Raw genomic sequence first — 21,783 nt, 5'->3', positions numbered from 1 at the left:
GACCACGGACGCGCGGCTGGCACCGTCGGCCGGAACAGCGGAGAAGAGATCATGCCCTACGTCGTCACCGACGGCTGCATCAAGTGCAAGTACACCGACTGCGTCGAAGTCTGCCCCGTGGATTGCTTCTACGAGGGTGAGAACATGCTGGTCATCCACCCGGACGAATGCATCGACTGCGGCGTGTGCGAGCCGGAATGCCCGGCCGAGGCGATCGTCCCCGACACCGACGACCGTGCGACCAAGTGGCTGGAGATGAACCGCGACTATTCCGGCCAATGGCCGAACATCACCCGCAAGAAGGACGCGCCGGCCGACGCCGACGAGTTCAAGGGTGTCGACGGCAAGTTCGAGAAGTTCTTCTCGCCCAAGGCGGGCGGCTGAGACCAGACCAGCGGATGCGGCCCGGCTTTTTCCAAGCCGGATTTATCGAGTCGGGCCACATCAACCGATTGCATACGCCGATGTTGCCATGCAAAATCGACGGGGCGGCCATGGCCGGGCGATGGACGATTTCCGCCCGATGGTTGCGCGTTCCCTTTGTAACTCGGGCGTAACATCGATATAATGTGCGCCCGGGGCCGGCCGTCGCGCCATTGCCGGTTTTCCCTTTGCTCCAGGACTCGTGGCTTTTGTGATCGTCGTGGATGGGTCCCATCCCCACGGCGCCATAACTGTCCGGGGTCCTTTTTCGTCCCTTCCACCGGGGCGGCAAAAATGGCGTGATCGCGAGAAGTGAGAGCCAATCCACATGTCGAACAAGCTTGACTTCGAAGCCGGTGACTTCGTCGTTTATCCGGCTCATGGCGTCGGTCGGGTCGAGGGGATCGAGACCCACAGCATTGCCGGACTCGAGGTTCAACTCTACGCGATCACGTTCGAGAAAGAGCGCATGACGCTCAAGGTTCCGGTCACCAAGGCCCGCAACGCCGGGCTGCGCCGCCTGTCCTCCAAGGACCGCATCAAGGTCGCGCTGGAGACCCTGCAGGGCCGGTCGCGCGTCCGCCGCACCATGTGGAGCCGCCGCGCCCAGGAGTATGAGGCCAAGATCAACTCCGGCGATCCGGTGTCCATCGCCGAGGTGGTGCGCGACCTGTACCGCGGTGCCGACCAGTCCGACCAGTCCTACAGCGAGCGCCAGATCTACCAGGCCGCCCTGGAGCGCTTGGCCCGCGAACTGGCCGCCGTCGAGAAGATCGACGAGACCAAGGCGACGGAGCGTCTGGAGTCGGTGCTGTCCAAGGCCGCCTGATCGGGTCTTCCCTCATACGTCCGTGACACGAACGGGCGCGCGGCTGCTACGTCACGCCGCGCGCCCGTCTCGTTTTTCACCTTTGTTTCCATGACGTGACACGCCTAAACTCCCCGCCGCTTTCCAGCCCCGGCCCCCGGCGGGCGTCCGCCGCGACGGCTCGGGATGCGGCTCCACGCAAGATGTCCAAGCGGACCGAGTTGGGGGATCGAGTTTGGGTTTGCCACCACGCCTTGATCTTCCCGGCCGCCAAGCCAACCGGCATGCCGGAGCCGTCGTCGGTACCGTCGAGGACGGCAGCCGTTTCGCCTCGCTCGGCCGCCCGCGCCGTGTCTGGGCCATCGGTGCCATCCATGCCGAGCCCGAGCGGCTGGACGTGATCCACCAAGCCATCGGCCAGCGCTTCCGCCCCGGCGACCGGCTGGTCTATCTCGGCAACATGATCGGCTTCGGCGCCAGCGTGGTGGAAACCGTCGACCGGCTGCTGGCCTTCCGCATCGCGCTGCTGGCGCTGCCCGGCATGTTCGCATCGGACATCGTCTACCTGCGCGGCCAGCAGGAGGAGATGTGGCAGAAGTTGCTGCAACTCCACTTCGCTCCCGACCCGCGCACCGTGCTCGACTGGATGCTGCGCCAGGGCGTGGCGCCGACGCTGGCCGCCTATGGCGGTAACCAGGATGCCGGAATGGCGGCGGCACGCGGCGGGGCGGTGATGCTGGGGCGCTGGACGCGCGAGTTGCGGCAGGCGGTGGCCGCGAGACCCGGACATGAAGCGCTGTTCAACGCACTGCGTCGGGCCGCCTACACCGGCGGCCAGACTGGAAAGAATGGGCCCGGAAAGGACGGGGTCACCAATGCCGGCGCGCCGGACGGGGCTTCGAACGACGATGGCTGGACCGGCAGCAACCGGGGCGGCGGAAGCCTGCTGCTGGTCAATTCCGGCATCGACCCCCGCCGTCCGCTGACCGGCCAGGGCGACGCCTTCTGGTGGGGCAGCGCCGCCTTCGCCCGATTGGAGCAGCCCTATGGCGGCTTCCGCCGCCTGGTGCGCGGCTACGACCCCAGCTGGTCGCCGGAAAGTCCCGGCGTGGATGTCGGGCCGGTGACGGTGACGCTAGATGGCGGCTGCGGCCGCGGCGGCTACCTCGTCTGCGCCTGCTTCGATTCTTTCGGCGAGATGCTGGACCTTTTCCAAGCGTGACCCATCCTTAGGTCCAGCTTGCCCCAGCCATCCCCTTCCCGTGGACGGGGCCAGCCAGCCGTCCGGCAACCACCCGGCAGGCCTACGACAGGCCGCCGGCAAAATTTCCCCGCCCCTTGTGATCCACCCCCCCTACACCTGCGTATGATTCCGCAACAGGGCGCGCCCATGCTTGTTGTTTAACCCGACGGCATCGACCGGGGGCAGGCGGCAAAGCGGCGAAGACCCGGCAGTACGGGGATATGCGAAGGAACACGATGCCGCCCAGACGGGAAGGAAGGGACGGATGGCATACATCGACGATCCGGAGACTCAGCGTGCTAATCTGAGCTTCATCAAGGCATCCATGCGCGAACCGTTGCTGTCGCGCGACCATGAATTCGATCTCGCCCGAAAATGGCGCGAGGGCAACGACGAACGCGCCCTGCATCATCTGGTTCGGGCATACACCCGCCTGGTGGTGGCCACCGCGTCGCGCTTCCGCAATTACGGCCTGCCGATGGGCGATCTCGTCCAGGAGGGCAATGTCGGGCTGATGCAGGCGGCCAGCCGCTTCGAACCCGACCGCGAGGTGCGTTTCTCCACCTATGCCGCCTGGTGGATCCGCTCGGCCATGCAGGACTACATCCTGCGCAACTGGTCGATCGTGCGGACCGGCACCACCGCCGCGCAGAAATCCCTGTTCTTCAACCTGCGCCGCCTGCGCGCCAAGATCGACAGCGCCACCCAGAACGGCAGCGGCGCGCCTTTGACCAGGGAAGGCCGCGAGTGGATCGCCGGCGAACTGAAGGTCGAGGTGTCGGAAGTCGAGGCGATGGAGATGCGGATGTCCGGCTCCGACCAGTCGCTGAACACGCCGGTGGCCGACGGCTCCGACGACGACTGGCAGGATTTCCTGGCCGACCAGCGCCCCTCGCCCGAGGACGTGGTGATCGGCATGCGCGACGCCAACACCCGCTCGCAATGGCTGGCGGAAGCGCTGGGCGAACTGAGCCCGCGCGAACGCACCATCATCCGCGAACGCCGCCTGCGCGAGGAAGGCGCCACGCTGGAAGAGCTTGGCCGGGAGCTGGGCGTCAGCAAGGAGCGCGTGCGCCAGCTGGAGCATCGGGCCCTGCTGAAACTGCGCCAGTCGATGCTGAAGCGGGTCGAGGATTCCGACGACCTGCTGGCAGAGGCGTAAGGGGGCGCACTGTTTGCCCCCGCCCCAACCCTCCCCCGCTGGGCGGGGGAGGGAGCCAGGACCGTTGCTGAAGTGCGGCGGAGTTCCCTCCCCCGCCCAGCGGGGGAGGGTTAGGGTGGGGGTCCAACTTCCCCACCCCATCGCCACCTCAATGCCGGAAATGCCGCATTCCGGTCAGCACCATCGCCAGACCCTTCTCGTCCGCGGCGGCGATCACGTCGTTGTCGCGGATCGAGCCGCCCGGCTGGATCACCGCGGTGACCCCCGCTTCCGCCGCCGCCAGCAAGCCGTCGGCGAAGGGGAAGAAGGCGTCGGACGCAACCACCGAGCCCTGGGTCAGCGGCTCCGGCAGGCCGGCGGCCTTGGCGGCCTCGGCCGACTTGATGGCGGCGATGCGGGCGCTGTCGACCCGGCTCATCTGGCCGGCGCCCACCCCCACCGTGGCACCGTTCTTGGCGTAGACGATGGCGTTCGACTTGACGTGCTTGGCGACGCGGAAGGCGAAGAGCAGGTCGGCCAACTCCTGTTCGGTCGGCGCGCGCTTCGTCACGACCTTGAGCGCGGCCGGGTCGACGCGGCCGCTGTCGCGGTTCTGCAGCAGGAAACCGCCCGACAGCTGCTTGACCATCATGCCGGGCTCGGCCGGGTTCGGCACGTCCCTGGTCAGCAGCACCCGCAGGTTCTTCTTGGTCGCCAGCAGCGCGCGGGCGGCCTCGTCGGCGTCCGGCGCGATCACCACCTCGGCGAACAGCTTGGAGATCTCCTCGGCCGTCTCGGCATCCAGGCTGCGGTTGACGGCGATGATGCCGCCGAAGGCGCTGACCGGATCGCAGAGCAGGGCCGACCGGTAGGCCTCCAGCAGGGAGGAGCCTTGCGCGACGCCGCAGGGGTTGGCGTGCTTGATGATGGCGACGGCCGGCTGCTCGAACTCCGCCACCAACTCGAAAGCGGCATCGGTGTCGTTCAGGTTGTTGTAGGACAGTTCCTTGCCCTGCAGCTGCACGGCGGTGGCGACACCCGGACGCTTCTCGCCGGTGACGTAGAAGGCCGCCTGCTGGTGCGGGTTCTCGCCATAGCGCAGGGTCTGGGCCAGCGCGCCCGACAGGGTGGCGCGCGGCGGGAAGGTCTCGCCCAGCTGGCCGGCCAGCCAGGTGGAGATGGCGGCGTCGTAGGCGGCGGTGCGGGCATAGGCGCGCTGGGCCAGCCGGCGGCGCAGGGCCAGCGTGACGCAGCCGTCATGGGCCGCCAGTTCGCCCATCACCGCCTCGTAGTCGGACGGCTCGGTGACGATGGTGACGAAATCATGGTTCTTGGCAGCGGCGCGGATCATCGCCGGCCCGCCGATGTCGATGTTCTCGACGCAGTCGTCATAAGCCGCACCCTTGGCAACCGTCGCCTCGAAGGGGTAGAGGTTGACCACCACCAGATCGATGCCGGGGATGTCGTGCCGGGCCATCGCGTCGGCATGGATGTCGCGGCGGGCCAGGATGCCGCCATGGACGCGCGGATGCAGCGTCTTGACGCGGCCGTCCATGATCTCCGGGAAGCCGGTGTGGTCGGAGACCTCCTTGACCGGGACGCCGGCTTCGGCCAGACGCTGGGCCGAGCCGCCGGTCGACAGGATCTCGACGCCACGGGCGGCGAGCGCCTTGCCCAGCTCCACCAGCCCGGCCTTGTCGGACACGGAAATTAGGGCGCGGGCGATGCGGACCTTGTCGGGAGCGGGGGCGTGGTTGGCTTTGGGCGGGCTCATGGCGTCATCCTGATCGCTGCGGAGGGTGCGTTAAGCCGCAGGCAACCGGGGAGACCCGGACAAGCACGGAAGAAGAAAAGCACGGACGGCCACGGAAATGCCGTTCAACCGTGCTTATCCCCGCCCGCCCGGACATCTCGGCCCGGACGGGCATGGATAAGCACGGCGTGAAGAGTTCCGTGGGCGTCCGTGCCCTGAAATCCCGTGTTCATCCGTGTTTCCACGCCCTCTCCTTAAGGAAATAGGCCCGGCCACCGCGGATGGGCGGGATTTACGCCGCCTTGCGCTCGCGGCGCAAGGCCCATTTCACCGTCAGCCCTTCGGGGCCGCATTGTCCCTGCATCATGATCTGCCGGGTGCGGCGCGGCTCGTCCCCGCTGCCGAGATAGACGCTTTCCGCCACCTCCAGCACCGCGCCGGTCACCCGCATGCGCCAGGCATTGCCGCTGGGCAGGCGCAGAAGCACCTGATCGTTTCCCTGGACGGGCACGACATCGACATTGGGGTGCAGATGGAAACGGATGGCGTAGGACTGCGGCTGCGGCGTGGCGCCGATCACCGGCTCCAGCGTGTCCTCGCCACGCAGATCCTCGCCGTTATCGGCCAGATAGACACGGCGGCGGTGCAGCAGGCCGAAGCCCTTGCTGTAGCCGTTGTGGCTGGCGACCACCAGCATGGCACCGTCGGATTCCTGGCGTTCGCAGCTGACATTCGACGGCCGGCGGCCCAGCCCGCCCTTCTCCAGCACTTCCGAGGAGTTGGTGTCGGCCACCACCATCGTCGAATGGGCGGACGTCCCGGCCAGCGCCGCGCGCCAGGGGCCGCGCTGGGACGGATGGCTGCCGCAGTTGACGATCAGCCGCTCCTTGTTGACGGAGACCTCCATCGACAGGGTGCCGGCATGGGCGCTGCGGTCGAGCCCCTCCGGCGGCGGCGCGCCGGTGTCGAGCAGCACCAGGGTGCGCCCGGCGAGCAGCCGCTCGAAGCCGGTGTGCGGCGCGCTCTTCAACGGACGGCCGCGGGCGTCCGCCTGGGCCAGCACCGTGTCGATCAGCGCCGGATCCTCCTCCCGCCCGCCGTTGAACAGGGCGAGCCGGCCGTCGACATGGCGGAAGAAGCGCAATGCCGGCGTCATGCGGTCGATGGCATGCTGGAGGGTTTCCGGCACCTCCTCCCGAGCGACGCGCAGCACGGCGCGCATGTCGATCAGGTCGCGCAGAACCCGCATCTGGATCGACGGGTTGCGTTCGACATGGCCGCCGTCGGGCAGGATCTGGCGTGGCAGCTCCTTGTCGAGCAGGCGCAACGCCTCCCGCGCCGCCTTGTCCTGGTCGGGCAGGCAGTAGCCGCCATAGAGCAGCCCTTTGATCGCCCCGATCAGCCGTTCGCCATCCAGCTTGGCCGGCGCCACCCGCAGCAGGTGGCGGAGCTGGCGCGCCATGCTCTCGAACACGCGGGCGCGGAACTCGTCGTCGGCCGACGCGCAGTAGAAGTCATGCAACCCGATCCAGCTGGCCAGCCGCACGCCCAGCACGTCGGGCGCCCAGCTCTGGGCGTGCCAGCCGCCATTCTGGTCCAGCCACGACCACACCAGCACCCGGGCCCGGCGCCGGGCCGTGTCGCCGCCGATCGCGCGCAGGTCGCGCAGCCATTCGAAGCCATGGGCGGTGCGCAGCCAGCCGGGGCCGGTACCCTGCGGCCGCCAATTGGGGGCGCCGTTGGGGTCGACCATGACCACCTGCCCGGCGAAGCCCATCCGGCCGGCCAGGATGGCATTGCCGTTGTCGGTATCGCCCGGCCAGGGATCGGGCGGGATCACCGCCAGCGCCCCCGGCGCCTTGCCGCCCAGCATCAGGGCATAGAGGGGATTGCCATAGGCAAGGCGCGCCACGCCGCTGCGAAACCGTCCGTTTCCGTCGCCCATCAGCGCCGACTCCTTCAGGACCGCGAGCGGCGTCGACGGCCGGCGGAGGGTGATGATGCGGTGCGGGAAGACGCGGACGGAAGCATGACTCGTGTCGTATCAATTCGCCGCCCGCATCGCAAGGCGGGCCTGGGATTTATCCCGCAGCGCGGCCCGGGTGAGTGGCCTCAGTCCGGACGGCGGCGGAGCCGCGCCACGAAGAAGCCGTCGATCCCGCCGAGATCGGCCAGCATGCCTGGAAGGCTGCGGACCTCGCCAGCCTCGTTGATCGGCTCCAACAGGCCACCGAGCTCGTTGGCGGTGACGGGCCAACGCTCCACCCGTCGATCCTGTTCCAGCAGGCGGGCGACCTGCGCCTCCCCTTCCTCCGGCTGGATGGAGCAGGTGCAGTAGATCAGAGTGCCGCCGGGCCTGACCAGCTCGACCGAGCGGGCGAGCAGCCGCGACTGGGCGCGGGTCAGCTTGGCGATGTCGTCCGGCGTCTTGACCCGCAGGATGTCGGGATGGCGCCGGATCGCACCGGTGGCCGAGCAGGGGGCGTCGAGCAGCACGGCGTCGGCCGGTTCCTCCGGCTCCCAGGTCGCGGCGTCGGTGGCCAGCACCTCGGCTTCCAGCCTCAGGCGCTTCAGGTTCTCCGTCACCCGTTCCAGTCGGCGGGCAGACCGGTCGATGGCGGTGACCTGCGCGCCCTGCACCACCAGCTGCGCCGTCTTCCCGCCGGGAGCGGCGCAGAGATCGAACACGCGCTTGCCCGCCAGATCGCCGAACAGCTTGGCCGGCAGCGAGGCGGCGAGATCCTGGATCCACCACTCCCCGTCCTCGAAGCCCGGAAGCTCGATCACCGACCCGCCGGGCGGGCGGCGCAGCGATCCGGTCGGCAGCAGGGTGGCGCCCAGCCGCTCGGCCCAGCCGGCGGGGTCGGACTTCACCGTGATGTCGAGCGGCGCCTCGTGGAGATGCGCCTCGACGATGCCGCGGGTGCGGGCGGTGCCGTAGGCGGAGCGCCAGGACAGCCACAGCCAGTCCGGCGTGTTCAGCCGTCCGGCGTCCTGCCGGGCCGCCATCTCCGCGCCCTCGCGCCCGATCCGGCGCAGCACGGCGTTGATCAGCCCCTTGTAGGGAGCGGCGTTGCGGGCGGCGGCCAGTTCCACCGCGGTGTCGACCGCGGCATGGGCGGGGGTGTTGAGGAACACCAGCTGCGCCGTGCCCAGCCGCAGCATGTCGTGGATGGCGGCCTTGGGCAGCCCCGGCTTGGCGAGGCAGGCCTGGATCATCTCGTCGATCTGGCCCAGCCGGCGCAGGACGGTGGCGACCAGCAGGCGGACGAAGCCGCGGTCGCGCGGCTGCAGCGCCGCCAGTTCGGGATGCGCGTCGAACGCGTCGTCGAAGGGAACGGACTTGCGCAGCACGTCGCGCAGCAGGTCGAGCGCAACGCCGCGGGCGGCGAGGGAGGTGTCGGTCATGAGCATGGATCTAGCGCGCCGGACGGCCAGTGTCGATAAGGGATGGCCGACGATTTCAAACAGCCTGTTTCCAGGACATCGAGAGGGAAAGGCCAAGCCCCGAAAAGCGAAGGGCCGGTGCGTCGCCGCCCGGCCCTTGGATCTTCGCTTCACCGGAGAACTGGAGCGGGCGAAGGGATTCGAACCCTCGACCCCAACCTTGGCAAGGTTGTGCTCTACCCCTGAGCTACGCCCGCGCTCCCGTCGTCCGGGAGCCGCTTTCTACGGAAACACGGCCTTTGCCGCAAGAGGAAAATTCGCCGGCCTCGCACTTTTTTGCCGAAGGCGCCCCTTCCCCTTTCGCGCACCCTCTCCATGCCGCGGCACCGGGTGCCTTGCGTCCCCCGGACGGGGCGCTATGGTGTGCCGCCATACGGCAACGGATGGAGACTGAGGCATGGCCGGCACCATCACCCTGACCCGCGATGGAGTCGTCGCGACCCTGACCCTGTCCAACCCGGACAAGCTGAACGCCTTCGACAAGCCGATGTGGCACGCCCTGATCGGCCATCTGGCGGCGTTGGAGGCCGACGAGGGAACCCGCGTCGTGGTGATGCGCGGCGGTCCCGGCGCCACCGGACTGCGCAGCTTCTCTCCCGGCGCCGACATCTCGGAATTCGAAAGCGAGCGCAACACCCCCGAACAGGGCGCCGGCTACGGCGACCTGATGGACGAGGGGCTGGACGGTCTGCGCACCTTGCGCCACCCGGTGCTCGCCGCCATCGACGGTCCCTGCTGCGGCATCGGCCTGGCGGTGGCGCTGGCCTGCGACCTCCGGGTCTGTTCGGAAAGCAGCCGCTTCGGCGTGCCGGTCAGCCGGCTCGGCATCTCGATGGGGCCGACGGAGCTGAAGCTGGTCGCCGACGTCGCCGGCGGCCCGGCGGCGCTGGAAATCCTTTTGGAAGGCCGCGTCTTCGCCGCCGTCGAGGCCAAGGACAAGAGGCTCGTCCACCGCGTCGTCGCCGACGAAGGCTTCGAGGCGGAGATCACCGCCACCGTCCAGCGCATCGCCGCCGGCGCGCCGCTGGCCGCGACCCTGCACAAGCACTATGTCCACCGCCTGTCCGACCCGGCACCGCTGGACGAGGCCGAGATCGCCGAATGCTACCGCTGCTTCGGCACCGAAGACTTCCGCGAGGGCTACCGCGCCTTCCTGGAGAAGCGGAAGCCGGTGTTCACGGGGCGCTGACCCTGGGGAGAAAGTGTCGTCGCGGTTCACAGGATCGACACGGATGTCACGGATTTAGACACGGATTACACGGATTTTTCTTGATCGTGGGGACGCTCCGGCCTCTCCCGGCAGGCAAGAACCTGAGCAACGTGACATCCGTGTCGATCTTGTCCGCCGAACTCGCTCTTCCCAAGAAGCGGGCACCTCCAACCGCGCTTATGCATGGCAGGGCTTTCGCCTGTGCGATGGTCAATGCGGCGGGACGCCTCACATTGAGGGGATTCCGCTCCCTGCCTGACGGTCCGTCATGTCGCGCGCCACCCCGCTGATCATCGCCTGCGCCCTGTTCATGGAAAACCTCGACTCGACGGTGATCGCCACCGCGCTGCCGGGAATCGCGCAGTCGATGGGCGAGGATCCGCTGCGGCTCAGCCTGGCGATGACGTCCTACATGCTGGCGCTGGCGGTGTTCCTGCCGGTCAGCGGCTGGGCGGCCGACCGCTATGGCGCGCGCACCGTCTTCGCCAGCGCCATCGGCGTCTTCATGGCGGGCTCCGTCGCCTGCGGCCTGTCGAACGGGCTGGCGGAGCTGGTCGCCGCCCGCATCCTCCAGGGCTTGGGCGGCGCGATGATGGTGCCGGTCGGCCGGCTGATCCTGCTGCGCACCGTGCCGAAGGACCAGCTGGTGACGGCCATGGCGCGGATGACCCTGCCGGCGCTGATCGGGCCGGCGCTGGGGCCGCTGGTCGGCGGCGCCATCACCACCTATGCCTCCTGGCGCTGGATCTTCTTCATCAACATACCGATCGGGCTGGTCGGCATCGCGCTGGTGCTGGCGCTGATCCCCAACCTGAAGGAGGAGCAGCGCGATCCTTTCGATGCCCGCGGCTTCCTGTGGAGTTCCGTCGCGCTGGCCGCCTTCATGTTCGGCTTCGAGAATGTCGGGCGCGACCTGCTGCCGGCTTATGCGGTGGCGATCCTGCTGGGGGTGGCGCTGCTGGCGACGCTGGCCTACCTGCGCCATGCCCGCCAGGTGGCGCGGCCGGTGCTGGACCCGTCGCTGTTCCGTCTGCAGACCTACCGCGCCTCCGTCCTGGGCGGAACGCTGTTCCGCATCGGCATCGGCGCCGTGCCCTTCCTGATGCCGGTGATGCTGCAGATCGGCTTCGGCCTGACCGCCTTCGAGTCGGGCGCCCTGACCTTCGCCGGGGCGGCGGGGGCGCTGACCATGAAGGCGCTGGCCGGCCCGATCCTGCGGCGCTTCGGCTTCCGTCTGGTGCTGGCGCTGAACTCCGTCGTCAGCGGCGCGATCCTGGCCAGCTACGGCGCCTTCCGCCCCGACACGCCGCATCTGGTGATCCTGGGCGCGCTGCTGCTCGGCGGCTTCTTCCGGTCGCTGCAATTCACCGGCATGAACACGCTGAGCTACGCCGAAGTGCCGCAGGCGATGACCAGCCGCGCCAACACGCTGGCCAGCGTGATGCAGCAGCTGTCGCTGAGCCTCGGCGTCGCCGTCGGCGCCACCGCGCTGCACCTGACCGTGCAGTGGAGCGGCACGCTGACCCCCGCCTCCTTCGTTCCCGCCTTCGTGACGGTGGGATTGATGGCCTGCGCCTCCAGCCTGCCTTTCTGGCGCTTGCCTGCCGATGCCGGCGACGAGATCAGCGGGCATATCGGAAATCCCCGCCCGAACACGGTTCAGGGTGACGCCCGCAGCGCAACGGTCAAGGCCGCCGCCCTGACCGACGCTGCCGACTGAACGCTTAGGCGCTGGCAGTCGCGGTGGGGACGGCAGGGCCGGGGGTGGTCGCGGTAGGCGCCGCACCGCGCAGCAGGCCCATCACCGCGTCGACCAGATCGCCGACATGCTCCTTCACATAGTCGGGGCGGCTTTCCGACTGGATCATCATCATGGGTTGGGCATTGGTTCCCTGATCGGGATCGAAGATACCGAAGCGTGCCTTGGATGCGGCAAATTCGGGATGCCAGCCGGCGTTCTCCTCCATCATCTTGCCCATCATCCCTTTTTTCATCGCTGCGTTGCCAGCCGCTCCCTGTTCTGTGCCCGCTAGCATATCGATCATGCCGGCCTTGACCGCGTCGGGCGACATGCCGGCGAGCTTGGCCATCGCCTTGTCATCGAACATGATTTCGATTTGTTCGCTGCCGGTCCCCTGGGAGCCCGGCAGGTACAGCGTGATCATGGAGGTGCTGGCCGACCCCTCCGGCATGGTCGACGGAGATGCCGCCGCTCCCTGTTCCTTGGCCAGCAGTGCCGGTGGCTTTTCCGGCAGCACGGCGCCGTCGAGCACCATGGTTCGGTCGATGACCTTGGCGATGTTCCCGGACAATGCCAGACCGCCGCCATCCTCGATGTTCTGTGGCAACCCGAAGTTCTTGCGCAGAAGGTCGTTGCGTTGGAGATGGTGAGCGAACACCGTCTCGTGATAGGCCATGATCTCGTCATTCCGGTGCGGATCGAACCTCGGCAGAGTGCCGTCGATGTTCAGCAGCAAGGGCGGCGTGTCGGTCCCGTCCAACGGTGCCGCGGTCGCTTGCGGGGCCGACGGCGTAGCGGCCGGGGCGGCCGTCGCCCCGCCCCCTGGCGCTTTCGCGAGGGTCGCCGAAGCCGCCGTCGCCGCGGATGCCGGCGCGATGGCCTTGGCCTGGACGGGCATGGCCGCGCCGCTCTTCAAGGCCGCCAGCGCCTGTGCGGAAAATTCGACTTTGTCGCTGGGAGGGCCGCTTTTCGTTTCCTTGAACACGGCCCTGGCCGCGTCGTTCCGGGCGGCGGCCTTTCCGGACGCCCCTGAGGCAGTCGCGGTGAACAGCGAGACGAATGAGCCGGACAGGGGTTTCAAGGTCATGGCGGAGGCTCCCGATGACGAAGGACCGCCCACGAGACGGCCGAAGTCGCATGGTTTTCCGAAAAAGGTTTACTATTATTTAATTACACAACCCTAGATAACTAAGTGTTTCGCCGCGCCCCCCTTCCGGCCGTCGTCGCCCTCGACTTTCAAACCCACATGAGTCGAGATAGGGGGCTGCTCGGATGAGAATAATTCCGGCGATCATGATTAATTTTCGTGCGAGTCGCTTTCACTAGCGCGTGCGTTCCGGGCGCGTTCCCGCTATAAACATGCATGGCGGCCATGCGCCGTCCTCAAGATAAATGGGAGGCTCCGGGCGGTTGCGCACCGGGGCGGGACAGCATGATGGATTGGGACAAGCTTCGGGTCTTCCACGCCGTGGCCGAAGCCGGCAGCTTCACGCATGCCGGTGAGACGTTGAACCTCAGCCAGTCGGCGGTCAGCCGCCAGATCAGCGCGCTCGAGGAAAGCCTGGGCGTTCCGCTGTTTCACCGTCATGCCCGCGGGCTGATCCTGACCGAACAGGGCGAGCTGCTCCACCGCACCGCCCGCGACGTCTTCGCCAAGCTGTCGATGACCGAGGCGATGCTGACCGAGAGCCGGGAGCATCCCAAGGGACCGTTGCGGGTGACGACGACCGTCGCCTTCGGATCGACCTGGCTGACGCCGCGCATCAACGAGTTCATGTCGATCTACCCCGACATCCAGCTGACGCTGCTGATCGACGACGACGAACTGGATCTGGCGATGCGCGAGGCGGACATCGCCATCCGCATGAACACGCCGCGCCAGCCGGACCTGATCCAGCGGCACCTGATGTCGATCCGCTTCCACCTCTATGCCAGCCAGAGCTACCTGAAGAAGAAGGGCACGCCCAAGACGCTGGCCGAGCTGGACGGCCACGATCTGATCACCTATCCGCCGGACGTGCGGGCGCCGATCCCCAACGTCAACTGGATCATGGAGATGGGCGACCCTTCGCCCAACCGGAAGCCGATCCTGCAGGTCAACAGCGTCTACGCCATCTATCGCGCGGTGGAGAGCGGGCTCGGCATCGGCGCGCTGCCCGACTTCCTGGTCGACAGCTTCTCCAAGGACGTGACCCGGATCATGCCGGACGTCGATGGGCCGAAGGTCGACGCCTACTTCGTTTATGCCGAAGAATTGCGCCATTCCAAGCGCATCGCGGTCTTCCGCGACTTCCTGGTTAAAAAAGTGGCAGAAACTCCGTTCTGACCTCAAACATTTTTCAGTGATCTGGAAAGAGAATTGCCGAAATCGACGCCGTCCTCCCGACTTTGCGGAGCGACACCGTCGATTTCGGCATTTTTATTAGCCTTCTAAGGGATTTTTGAAGCCATGCGTTGCTTGCATGGTAGATTTATATATTTATGCCTGGAAAGTTGGCAGCAGAATGGTCAAATTTTGATCGTTGGATGTTGCGACGCAGCATCCGATGTTTCGTCCCGGAGGTCTCCCCTCCGGGGTTGGGTCCTCGGACCCAGCGTCTCCCAGACGTGAAGCCTCCCTGTTCAACTCGCCGCTAATCCAACGGGTTAGCGGCGGTTTTTTTATGTGGGCAGGGTCTGGGGCCACACCGGGGCCACACTCGCAAGCGGCTCATCAAGCCCGCCGCGTGATGATCCCGCCCAGATCGGCAATCACAGCCTCCGCCAGCGACCACAGCTTGTCATCCGGCACCGCCCGCTCTCGCGCTATCGCGTCGACGACGGCTGGGTGCCCCTGGATGCAGGACATGACCAACCGCGCCAGCGCACCGGCCGCATCAGCCTCGACACCGCGCTCCCTCTCGATCATACGGGCGATCCTGTCGAGCAACGCCGCCCGCTCCTCCTCCTCGGCCTCCTCCTTCGCCAACTGCATCGCCCGGCGGGCACGCTGACGAGCAAGCTCTTGCTTCGCAGCCTCCTCCATCGCTGCGAATCGATCCGCCGGTCCCCGCTTCGCCTTTCCACCCTCAAGCGGGATCAGGCCGGCCCGCCGGTCCGCGGCATCCTGCTCCTGGGCGACCAGCGGCAGCATCTCGGCGGCCATGCGCCGGAAAGCCTCGATCAGCCATCCGGCCTCGGCAACGGTCAGCGGGAGCGTGCCCTTGCGCAGGTCGACCAGCGACAACCGATCATGAGGGCCGATGCCGATATGAACCTCGATCCTCCCCGGCGGCCAGCTCTCGCCCGGCCGGAGTGCCCCGAGACGATCTCGGAGGCGCCGGTACGCCTCCCGCGCCTGCTCGGCGTTCTCCAGGCTCCGGTCCTCGTCGCCAGCGGCGGCTCCCGCGCCCGCGCGCGGCCTGTTCAACAGGTATTGTTCAAAGGGTACTGTTCTGTGCGAACCGCTGTTCACGGGTCCCCCTGAACCGCTGTTCAGGGGTGGTGCGAACGGCTGTTCAGGGGTTGGGGTGTCGGAGGGGGCCGAACCCGTGAACGGCTGTTCAGGGGTCTGCATCTGTTCACCCCTGAACGACGGTTCACGGGTAGCCTTCGCAGCAGCCCCAATCCGCCCGTATTCGCCGAACTCGATCCGTCGCTCGACAGCCTGGGCGAGGTTGTGCCGCCGGGCCTCCTCGCGCTCCCCCTTGCGGCGAATCACCTTGAACCGGCCCACCTTCCCGCGGTCGTTCAGCTTCATCACCAATCCGTGCCCCTCCAGCTCATACATCCACTTCTGGAGAGCCCGCGCGGTGCAGCCTTCCTGCTGTGCCAAGCGGGTTAGGGACCGACGGCACAGCCCATGCCGGTCCGCGTGGCGGCACAGGATCGCGTAGAGCCAGCGGGCGTTGCGTGAAAGGGTGCCGTCCTCCAGCACCCATGCCGGCACGATCGCGTATGGCTCGCCGTCGGTCAGATCATCGGGGACGTCGTTCAACTGCTTCTCCGCACGGCACATCGTAACTGGCGGGATGCGCATCCCGTCTTGTGCTCAATCTGACGGCACCGCCTCCACGTCGCCGTAAAGCCCGGCACGCTGCGGCTCAGTTCGTCCAGCAGCTCCAGCACCTCGGCCAGTGGCGCGCCGGGCTCGGTGATCGTCCCGTCTGGTCCCCACATGGCGGCGATGACATCGAGGCGCGCCAGGACATCGGCGGCGCCGATGACAGGCCGGGCCCGCATCTCGGCGGCGAGCCGCCGCGCCTCTTGCTCCAGCCGGCGGACACGCCAAGCCGCGGTGCCGGACACCTCATGTCCGGGTTTGCCGGCCTTCAACCGGGCAACCTTGGCAGCGATCATCCTCCGGAACCGCTGGGCGGCCTCGTCGCTGATGGCAGTCCAGCCTGGTGCTGGCGTGGCTTCCAGCTGGGCAGGATCGGCGTAGCGCTGACGCCCGACCAGCACCGCCGGGACGGCTTGTTTGCGGTGTTGTCGCTCCTGCTCGGCCAGCAGCTCGGCCAACTCGATCCGGACCGCGCTCCACCGACGCCATGCCGCGCTGGCGGTCATGGGAACGGCCTCCCATCGTGGGACCGTGGGACGGGCGACCGGTTGCCATGGTGTGACTCCTTCGCATTCGAACACTTCGGGAGCGAGGAACGGGCATGGCTGAACGGCGGTTGGTGGAGACGATTCCCCTGCAAGGGAGCCCGCACGGGCCGGTGCTGCGCGCGGCGCGTGATGCCCTGTGCGCGGCTGGGCTGGCGGCCGGCGTCACGCTGGTGCTGGTCGAGGAATGGGAGGCGTTGGCGAAGCTGAACGCCCAGCACCGCGGCGACTGGTTCCCGCTTCTCCCCCGGCCGGCGGCGACGCCGTCCTTCTGGGTGGCCGCGGTCGATGCCGACGGCGAGTTCGTCGCCACCCATGGCGTGGTGCTGCTCGACTGCTCGGCGGCCAGCTTTGGCGCGCGGGTCGGGGACCTGACGGCGTTCCATGATCCTGGTGCTGCTCCGGTCGGGGAGTTCGGGTTCTGCGCCTCGCCGTCGGCCCATGAGACGCGCGGGGCGGTGGCCTGGATCGTCGCCGGATGGAACCGGCCGGACTGGCGCGAGCGCGGGCTATTCCACCTGCTGGGCGCCGTGGCGCGTCTGGTGGCGCTGGACCGCTGGTCGCCGCGCTGGGTGGTCGGGCTGGTCGACCCGGAGACGGTGCCGGTGTGGGTGCGCCGCTGCGCCGGTCGGGCGCTGTTGGAGCCCCTGCCCGCGGTGCTCTACCAGCAGGCGGGCGTCGGGCGGCTGCCGCTCCACTTCATGCGGTGGAGTCGGCCGGCGGTGCTGCTCGACCTGCAGGACGCGGCCAGGAAGGGTACCCCGGAAACGGGGGCCCTTCGCCGATCATGCTCAATGCAGGGTCTGGACGTCCACGGCGGACAGGACGGCGCGGCGCCCCCGGTCCTCCCACCCATAGAGGGCGTGGGTATAGACGAAGGGCTGGCCAACGCCCGAGACGGTCACGCGGTTGAAGACGGCCTCGCCGGCGCCGATGCTCTCGGCATACTGCGCCCCGACACTGTGCGCGAACTCGACATGCGGATCCGCTTCGTCGGGCTGGTTGATGACGGCCCGGCCCCAGGCGCGCCCGAGAACCGACAGGGTCGGCACCCCCAGATGCCGGAAGCACAGCGGCTTGGCCGGCCCGGCGCTGGACAGGAAGGTGCAGCGGTCCATCAAGCCGGCTCGTTTCAGGAAGGCGGGCAAGGACGGAGACAGCACGCGCTGGCGCCGGCACTCCGCCATGATGGTGCGTTGCCAGTCCGTCGCCTCGGCCAGCGTCAGCCGGGCGATGCTGGTTTCCGGCCGGACGGCGGGGCGCTGGGCGCCCCGGTCCTGGGTGGGGAAGGCGAGGATGGTCATGCGGCGCGTTCCAGCTTCAGGGCCTCCACCGCGGCGGCGTAGGCCGCCTGGAACTGCGCCGGGGTGATGCCGGCGGCGCTGGCGGCGGCGTCGACCATGCGGCCGGTCGGCTCCAGCGGCAGGGCCAGCGTGGCGGGCGCCTCGGCTTCGAAGGCGGCGACCGTTTCGGCGAAGGCGTCGGGTTCCTGGTGCAGATCGTTGGCTGCAGCCGGCAACGCCTCCAACGCTTTGATCAGCTGCCACAGGACTTGGGGCAGGAGGTCGGCAAGGTCTTCTCCGTTCGGCTCGCCTCCGTGCAGAACGGTGCGTTCAGCTTCCACCGTGCCCGCGCTGCGAAGGAAGAGATACCGGAGGATAGCGGCCGTACCTCGAGGGGTCTTGGGCGAGAACTCCAGCAGGCGACCGACTGCGTCCTCGTCGCGTTGCTCGTACGGCTCCCTCTCCTCTTCCGACGCTTCAATTGGAATGGCGTCCAGCGACCGAGCGGCGATCAGCCACTCGTCGAATGCCTTCAGCAAATCGGCGTCGTCATCCTGCTGAAAGACGGGAGCCAACTGGGTGGCGATGTGCTGTTGCCGCGTCAGGTGCTCGACGACCCGCCAGAGTGCGACCATAAGCTGCTCGCCCCGATCCTCTGGCGGCTGACCCTTGGCATCCAGCTCCTGGGCGATCGTTTCATCCGCTCCCCAGTGGATCGTTACGCCCCGTAGCGCGAACCGCGCCAGGATGGCGACATCGCCGACCGTTTGAACGGGGACGGCGAGGAGGCGCTTGCAGGCCTCGGCGACGCTTCGGTTATAGGCGTCACAGGCGGCGCGATCATCAAGGTCGTCCGGGACGCATTCGATGTCGAGCGTGTGCAGATCCTTCCACGCCTGCCGGAGCCGATCGCCTGCGATGGCAACGCCCGACGTGTCTCCAAGATCGGCGAGATGACCTTCCAGCCACTGGCGGTAGTGCGGTGCCATTCCGTGCTCGCGAGCAAAGTCGAGCATGGCTTCATGCAGGTGTGAGGAAACGGGCAAGAAGCGCATGAACGATAGGAGGCTCTTACGGCTTTCCGGCTTCAGCGCATGGAGGAGGGTGAGTGCTTCTTCGCGCTGTCCTTGTGCATGATCAGGCGCCCGGACATCCTCTTCAGCACTCGCCACCCTGTTGCGCACACAAACTGTCTGCATGGCCAACGCGACCTGCTCGGGAATCTGGTAAGCTTCAGCCCTGCGCTCGGCCTCCTCCTCCAGCTTCACGTGCCGCTGCATCAACTGGCGCAGACCGGCCACCATCGCCCTGAAGGGCGCTTGCGCATCGACCGCCAGCAGCTCCGCCGCGTCTTCTACGGTGAGCAGGAGCCGCGGCCATGCGGCCGAACCGTCCGCGTCAATGCTCGGCAGGATCCCGTCGTCCAGCATCGAATTTGATGCGGTCAGGAAGTAGCCCGGCTTCGCGATAGCATCGGCGACGCAGCGCACCGGCTCGGCTTCCAACCGGTCTTCGATCTGGTCGAGTTCAGCCCGCAACGTGTCGCCTTCGTCGTCCGCCAGATAGCGGGCGCGAACCTCCACCCACCGCGCATAGAGGCTGGTGAGTGCACCTTGCGGTGTCTCTTCTCCATCCCGCCGGCCGATCCGCTTCACGCGCTCCACGAGCGCCTGCACCGCTGCGCTGTCCGGGCCATCGCCCCCGCTCAATGCCGAGAAGTCGATATCCAGGTGGTCCGCCGTGCTTCCGCCGTGCGCCAGGTGGAGCATGACGAAGACCTGGGCCGCCAGTCCTTCCCGGGTTGCCGGTTCGTGGGTCATGACATCGAGCGCGGCTTCGTCGGCCTGATCCGACAGGCGGTCGCAATCTTCATCAGTCGTCGCCGCGTAGCAGTCCCGCACCAGTTGGGACCAACGGCTATAGGCGGCGAAGATCGAGGCGTCCTGTAGTGGCTCCCCCGCCCGTGCTGCAAGGTGGGGTCCACTCCACAGCGGCTGCAGTCGCTGCACGTCCTCATCCAGCAGAGCGATTTCCTCATCTGCAAACACCAGATGGCGGATGCCGAGACTGGGACAGGCGATGCGCTCCAACTTGGCGAACAGGTCGCCCATGGTCTGCGCAGGAGTGGCCATCATGGCGTCTATGATTCGACACCACTCGTGGCAATCAGCGATTCGCGCTGCCTCCCGCCGTTCGAGTTCTGCCTTGTCCTCGATGCCGTCGTCCTCACCCCGCGGACTGTTGTTCGCGCGCTCTACCATTTCTCGGACGCGGTCGGCGGCCTGCCGGAAGGTCATGCCGATGCTGGGGATGATGCTGGTCTCGTTCGGAGACGCGCTTCGGGCCGCCTCCACGATCTGGTGCAGAAAGGTCGCGACTCGGCGGACAGCGGGGATATCGCGATGCGGAATGTGGGTGGCGTCGTCGGGAAAGATGCGGTCCAGGATCGACGCCGCGTCCAGGATCGTCTGCGGGACGGAGCCAACGACGGCGCTCTCCAGCACGCTCCACCGCGCGGCAAGAGCTTCGGCCTGCTCGTCGGTCAGCGGACCGGGACCGTCATTCTCCGCCAGTAGATCGGCCGTCCTCTGGCTCGCCTCGGCAATGGTCATGCCCAGTGCCGGAATGGTGGTGCTGCCCAGTAGCATGGCACGCAAGCCCTGAGGGCGGTGCACCCCGTCAAAGGCTGATGACTTGTGAGGATGGATGTCGGTGATGGTGGAGGTTTCTGGCTGCATCGCTTGATCTCCGGACGCGAGGAGCCGCGCGAACGCAGCTGCTGCCGCAGCCGTGCCGTTCGGGGGTGCATCGCTCGTCGTCTTGGTGCGGGGCGCGTCTGCCTCCAGCAACTCGGCATAGGGAGCCGAAAGAGTGCGGGGCATGGCGAGATGGGTGTCGGGCATAGCTGCCTCCATGGTTGAGCGATGCAGGAAAGCGCTTGGCCAGGGTGTAAATGCCGGTGCGCTTGCTGAATAAAACCGCTGAACACGGAGGCGCGTTGAGATCCTAAATAGTATGTTTACTGAAAGGATTTCTCCCTGATGCCGGTTGGGAACTTGCTTGCCGCCTGATGGATTGTCGCTCGCGTTCGGGCATTCCATCGAAGAGTGGGGGATTGGCGGACAGCACCTATTTTGCCGACAGGTCGGCGCCGAACCAGCGGCCGGACAGGCGCGCGGTGGTGCCGTCCTCGGCGGCGCTGGCGATGGCCTGGGTGAAGCGGGCGGACAGTTGATCACCCTTCCGGACGGCGACAGCCACGCCGCCGCCCAGCACGCCGCCGCTGAAGGCGGGGCCGGCCGGGATCAGGTTCCCGCCGGCGGCGCGCAGGGCTTCCACCGACGTCCGGGCGGTCAGCATCGCGTCGACGCGGCCGGCGGTGAGGTCCAGGGCGGCGGCGTCCACCGTCTCGTAGAAGCGCAACCGGGCGCGGGGGAACAGCGTCTCGATCATGTGGGCGTGAATCGTCGAGGCCTGCACGGCGATCACCTTCCCGTCCAGGGCGCAGGCGGCGCTGCTGGCGATGCGCCGGCCGGCCGGGGTGGAGAGGTCGGCGCGCTCGGCATCCGGCAAGGCGTTGGCCAAGTCGGAACCGGGCCGCACGGCGAACACCGCCGGGTCGGCGGCATACGCGGCGCTGAAGTCGACCACGGCGGCGCGCTCGGCGGTGACGGTCACGCCGGCCATGACGGCGTCATACCGGCCCTGCTGCAGGCCGGGCAGGATGCCGGTCCAGTCCTGGGCGACGATGGCGCAGCGGACCCGCATCCGGCGGCACAGATCGTTGGCCAGGTCGACTTCGAACCCGACCAGCTTGCCGGCGGCGGTGGTTGCGTTCCACGGGGCGAAGGCGCCCTCGGTGGCGATGCGCAGCACCGGGGGCGGCTCCGGCTGCTGGCTGGCGAAGGAGGCGGAGCCGGCGGCGATGGTGGCGGCGACCGCCATGGCGTTGGCGAATAGGGCAAGGCGGCTCATGCAGGATCCTCCAGGCAAAGGAGCGGCGTTCGCGCCGGACGGCGCGTTGTGGACTCGGCGGCGAGCGCCTGGGATTAGCGGGCGATCAGCGGGGGTATGGTGGGGCGCCTATCAACTAACCGCCCCTGTTAAGCGTTGCACTGTCTCGCTCGATAGGTACAATGTATCGACG

At 67.7% G+C, this 21,783-nt stretch carries 16 protein-coding genes and 1 tRNA gene; 7 read left to right on the top strand and 10 right to left on the bottom strand.

Going from position 1 to position 21,783, the window contains the following annotated elements; genetic code table 11:
• Nucleotides 1–51 precede the first annotated feature (51 nt).
• The 4 genes from fdxA (at nucleotide 52) to JHL17_RS34205 (ending at nucleotide 3,636) form a co-directional block, all read left to right on the top strand.
• Nucleotides 52–384 (top strand): ferredoxin FdxA, encoded by a 333-nt coding sequence (fdxA, locus tag JHL17_RS34220; protein ID WP_200199126.1) that lies wholly within the window; start codon nucleotides 52–54, stop codon nucleotides 382–384.
• A 367-nt stretch (nucleotides 385–751) separates the two neighbouring features.
• Nucleotides 752–1,252: a CarD family transcriptional regulator gene (locus JHL17_RS34215; RefSeq protein WP_014248912.1), complete on the top strand. Its 501-nt coding sequence runs from the start codon at nucleotides 752–754 to the stop codon at nucleotides 1,250–1,252.
• A gap of 220 nt (nucleotides 1,253–1,472) precedes the next feature.
• Nucleotides 1,473–2,453 carry a hypothetical protein gene (locus tag JHL17_RS34210; protein WP_345773936.1) on the top strand — a complete coding sequence of 327 codons (981 nt, stop codon included), beginning with the start codon at nucleotides 1,473–1,475 and terminating at the stop codon, nucleotides 2,451–2,453.
• A 286-nt stretch (nucleotides 2,454–2,739) separates the two neighbouring features.
• Nucleotides 2,740–3,636: an RNA polymerase factor sigma-32 gene (locus JHL17_RS34205; protein ID WP_200199124.1), complete on the top strand. Its 897-nt coding sequence runs from the start codon at nucleotides 2,740–2,742 to the stop codon at nucleotides 3,634–3,636.
• 148 nt (nucleotides 3,637–3,784) lie between these two features.
• Here JHL17_RS34205 and purH read toward each other — a convergent pair whose 3' ends face one another.
• The 4 genes from purH to JHL17_RS34185 all read right to left on the bottom strand — a co-directional run bounded on the left by purH (nucleotide 3,785) and on the right by JHL17_RS34185 (nucleotide 9,012).
• Nucleotides 3,785–5,389: a bifunctional phosphoribosylaminoimidazolecarboxamide formyltransferase/IMP cyclohydrolase gene (gene purH / locus JHL17_RS34200; protein ID WP_200199123.1), complete on the bottom strand. Its 1,605-nt coding sequence runs from the start codon at nucleotides 5,387–5,389 to the stop codon at nucleotides 3,785–3,787.
• A gap of 271 nt (nucleotides 5,390–5,660) precedes the next feature.
• On the bottom strand, nucleotides 5,661–7,313 hold the full coding sequence (locus JHL17_RS34195) for a heparinase II/III family protein (RefSeq protein WP_200199122.1): 1,653 nt from the start codon (nucleotides 7,311–7,313) through the stop codon (nucleotides 5,661–5,663).
• 167 nt (nucleotides 7,314–7,480) lie between these two features.
• Nucleotides 7,481–8,776 carry an RsmB/NOP family class I SAM-dependent RNA methyltransferase gene (locus JHL17_RS34190; RefSeq protein WP_200199121.1) on the bottom strand — a complete coding sequence of 432 codons (1,296 nt, stop codon included), beginning with the start codon at nucleotides 8,774–8,776 and terminating at the stop codon, nucleotides 7,481–7,483.
• 161 nt (nucleotides 8,777–8,937) lie between these two features.
• Nucleotides 8,938–9,012, bottom strand: a tRNA-Gly gene (locus JHL17_RS34185).
• A gap of 200 nt (nucleotides 9,013–9,212) precedes the next feature.
• Here JHL17_RS34185 and JHL17_RS34180 point away from each other — a divergent pair.
• The gene (locus JHL17_RS34180; RefSeq protein ID WP_200199120.1) at nucleotides 9,213–10,004 is read left to right on the top strand and encodes an enoyl-CoA hydratase/isomerase family protein; all 792 of its coding nucleotides are present in this window, start codon (nucleotides 9,213–9,215) and stop codon (nucleotides 10,002–10,004) included.
• Nucleotides 10,005–10,293: 289 nt separating this feature from the next.
• The gene (locus JHL17_RS34175) at nucleotides 10,294–11,745 is read left to right on the top strand and encodes a DHA2 family efflux MFS transporter permease subunit (RefSeq protein WP_200199119.1); all 1,452 of its coding nucleotides are present in this window, start codon (nucleotides 10,294–10,296) and stop codon (nucleotides 11,743–11,745) included.
• Between the two features lie 4 nt (nucleotides 11,746–11,749).
• Here the strand turns inward: JHL17_RS34175 and JHL17_RS34170 are convergent, their stop codons facing one another.
• A complete protein-coding gene (locus JHL17_RS34170; RefSeq protein WP_200199118.1) occupies nucleotides 11,750–12,853 on the bottom strand; it encodes a hypothetical protein in 1,104 nt (367 codons plus the stop codon).
• A 348-nt stretch (nucleotides 12,854–13,201) separates the two neighbouring features.
• Here JHL17_RS34170 and JHL17_RS34165 point away from each other — a divergent pair, with 348 nt between their 5' ends.
• Nucleotides 13,202–14,092 carry a LysR family transcriptional regulator gene (locus JHL17_RS34165; protein ID WP_200199180.1) on the top strand — a complete coding sequence of 297 codons (891 nt, stop codon included), beginning with the start codon at nucleotides 13,202–13,204 and terminating at the stop codon, nucleotides 14,090–14,092.
• Between the two features lie 387 nt (nucleotides 14,093–14,479).
• Here the strand turns inward: JHL17_RS34165 and JHL17_RS34160 are convergent, their stop codons facing one another.
• From JHL17_RS34160 to JHL17_RS34140, 5 genes are all read right to left on the bottom strand, one after another.
• A complete protein-coding gene (locus JHL17_RS34160; RefSeq protein WP_200199117.1) occupies nucleotides 14,480–15,742 on the bottom strand; it encodes a helix-turn-helix domain-containing protein in 1,263 nt (420 codons plus the stop codon).
• A complete protein-coding gene (locus tag JHL17_RS34155; RefSeq protein WP_200199116.1) occupies nucleotides 15,739–16,314 on the bottom strand; it encodes a hypothetical protein in 576 nt (191 codons plus the stop codon). Before JHL17_RS34155 ends, JHL17_RS34160 begins: the two co-directional genes overlap by 4 nt.
• 830 nt (nucleotides 16,315–17,144) lie before the next feature.
• On the bottom strand, nucleotides 17,145–17,657 hold the full coding sequence (locus JHL17_RS34150; RefSeq protein WP_200199115.1) for a hypothetical protein: 513 nt from the start codon (nucleotides 17,655–17,657) through the stop codon (nucleotides 17,145–17,147).
• Nucleotides 17,654–20,539: a hypothetical protein gene (locus tag JHL17_RS34145; protein ID WP_200199114.1), complete on the bottom strand. Its 2,886-nt coding sequence runs from the start codon at nucleotides 20,537–20,539 to the stop codon at nucleotides 17,654–17,656. The genes JHL17_RS34150 and JHL17_RS34145 overlap by 4 nt, the downstream gene beginning before the upstream one ends.
• A 226-nt stretch (nucleotides 20,540–20,765) precedes the next feature.
• Nucleotides 20,766–21,611, bottom strand: coding sequence for a transporter substrate-binding domain-containing protein (locus tag JHL17_RS34140; RefSeq protein ID WP_200199113.1), 846 nt, complete (start codon nucleotides 21,609–21,611; stop codon nucleotides 20,766–20,768).
• Between the last annotated feature and the right edge of the window lie 172 nt (nucleotides 21,612–21,783).

The organism is Azospirillum endophyticum (assembly GCF_016595245.1).
Taxonomy (GTDB): domain Bacteria; phylum Pseudomonadota; class Alphaproteobacteria; order Azospirillales; family Azospirillaceae; genus Azospirillum; species Azospirillum endophyticum.
The sequence above is the reverse complement of the archived record's forward strand: the minus strand, read 5'-3'. Positions and strand labels throughout refer to the sequence as shown.

What these genes read in the sequence shown, in the direction of transcription:
- JHL17_RS34140 (WP_200199113.1), bottom strand. Translation starts at nt 21,611, where the DNA reads ATGAGCCGCCTTGCCCTATTCGCCAACGCCATGGCGGTCGCCGCCACC.
- JHL17_RS34195 (WP_200199122.1), bottom strand. Translation starts at nt 7,313, where the DNA reads ATGGGCGACGGAAACGGACGGTTTCGCAGCGGCGTGGCGCGCCTTGCC.
- JHL17_RS34145 (WP_200199114.1), bottom strand. Translation starts at nt 20,539, where the DNA reads ATGCCCGACACCCATCTCGCCATGCCCCGCACTCTTTCGGCTCCCTAT.
- JHL17_RS34150 (WP_200199115.1), bottom strand. Translation starts at nt 17,657, where the DNA reads ATGACCATCCTCGCCTTCCCCACCCAGGACCGGGGCGCCCAGCGCCCC.
- JHL17_RS34170 (WP_200199118.1), bottom strand. Translation starts at nt 12,853, where the DNA reads ATGACCTTGAAACCCCTGTCCGGCTCATTCGTCTCGCTGTTCACCGCG.
- JHL17_RS34190 (WP_200199121.1), bottom strand. Translation starts at nt 8,776, where the DNA reads ATGACCGACACCTCCCTCGCCGCCCGCGGCGTTGCGCTCGACCTGCTG.
- JHL17_RS34205 (WP_200199124.1), top strand. Translation starts at nt 2,740, where the DNA reads ATGGCATACATCGACGATCCGGAGACTCAGCGTGCTAATCTGAGCTTC.
- fdxA (WP_200199126.1), top strand. Translation starts at nt 52, where the DNA reads ATGCCCTACGTCGTCACCGACGGCTGCATCAAGTGCAAGTACACCGAC.
- JHL17_RS34180 (WP_200199120.1), top strand. Translation starts at nt 9,213, where the DNA reads ATGGCCGGCACCATCACCCTGACCCGCGATGGAGTCGTCGCGACCCTG.
- purH (WP_200199123.1), bottom strand. Translation starts at nt 5,389, where the DNA reads ATGAGCCCGCCCAAAGCCAACCACGCCCCCGCTCCCGACAAGGTCCGC.
- JHL17_RS34165 (WP_200199180.1), top strand. Translation starts at nt 13,202, where the DNA reads ATGGATTGGGACAAGCTTCGGGTCTTCCACGCCGTGGCCGAAGCCGGC.
- JHL17_RS34215 (WP_014248912.1), top strand. Translation starts at nt 752, where the DNA reads ATGTCGAACAAGCTTGACTTCGAAGCCGGTGACTTCGTCGTTTATCCG.
- JHL17_RS34155 (WP_200199116.1), bottom strand. Translation starts at nt 16,314, where the DNA reads ATGACCGCCAGCGCGGCATGGCGTCGGTGGAGCGCGGTCCGGATCGAG.
- JHL17_RS34175 (WP_200199119.1), top strand. Translation starts at nt 10,294, where the DNA reads ATGTCGCGCGCCACCCCGCTGATCATCGCCTGCGCCCTGTTCATGGAA.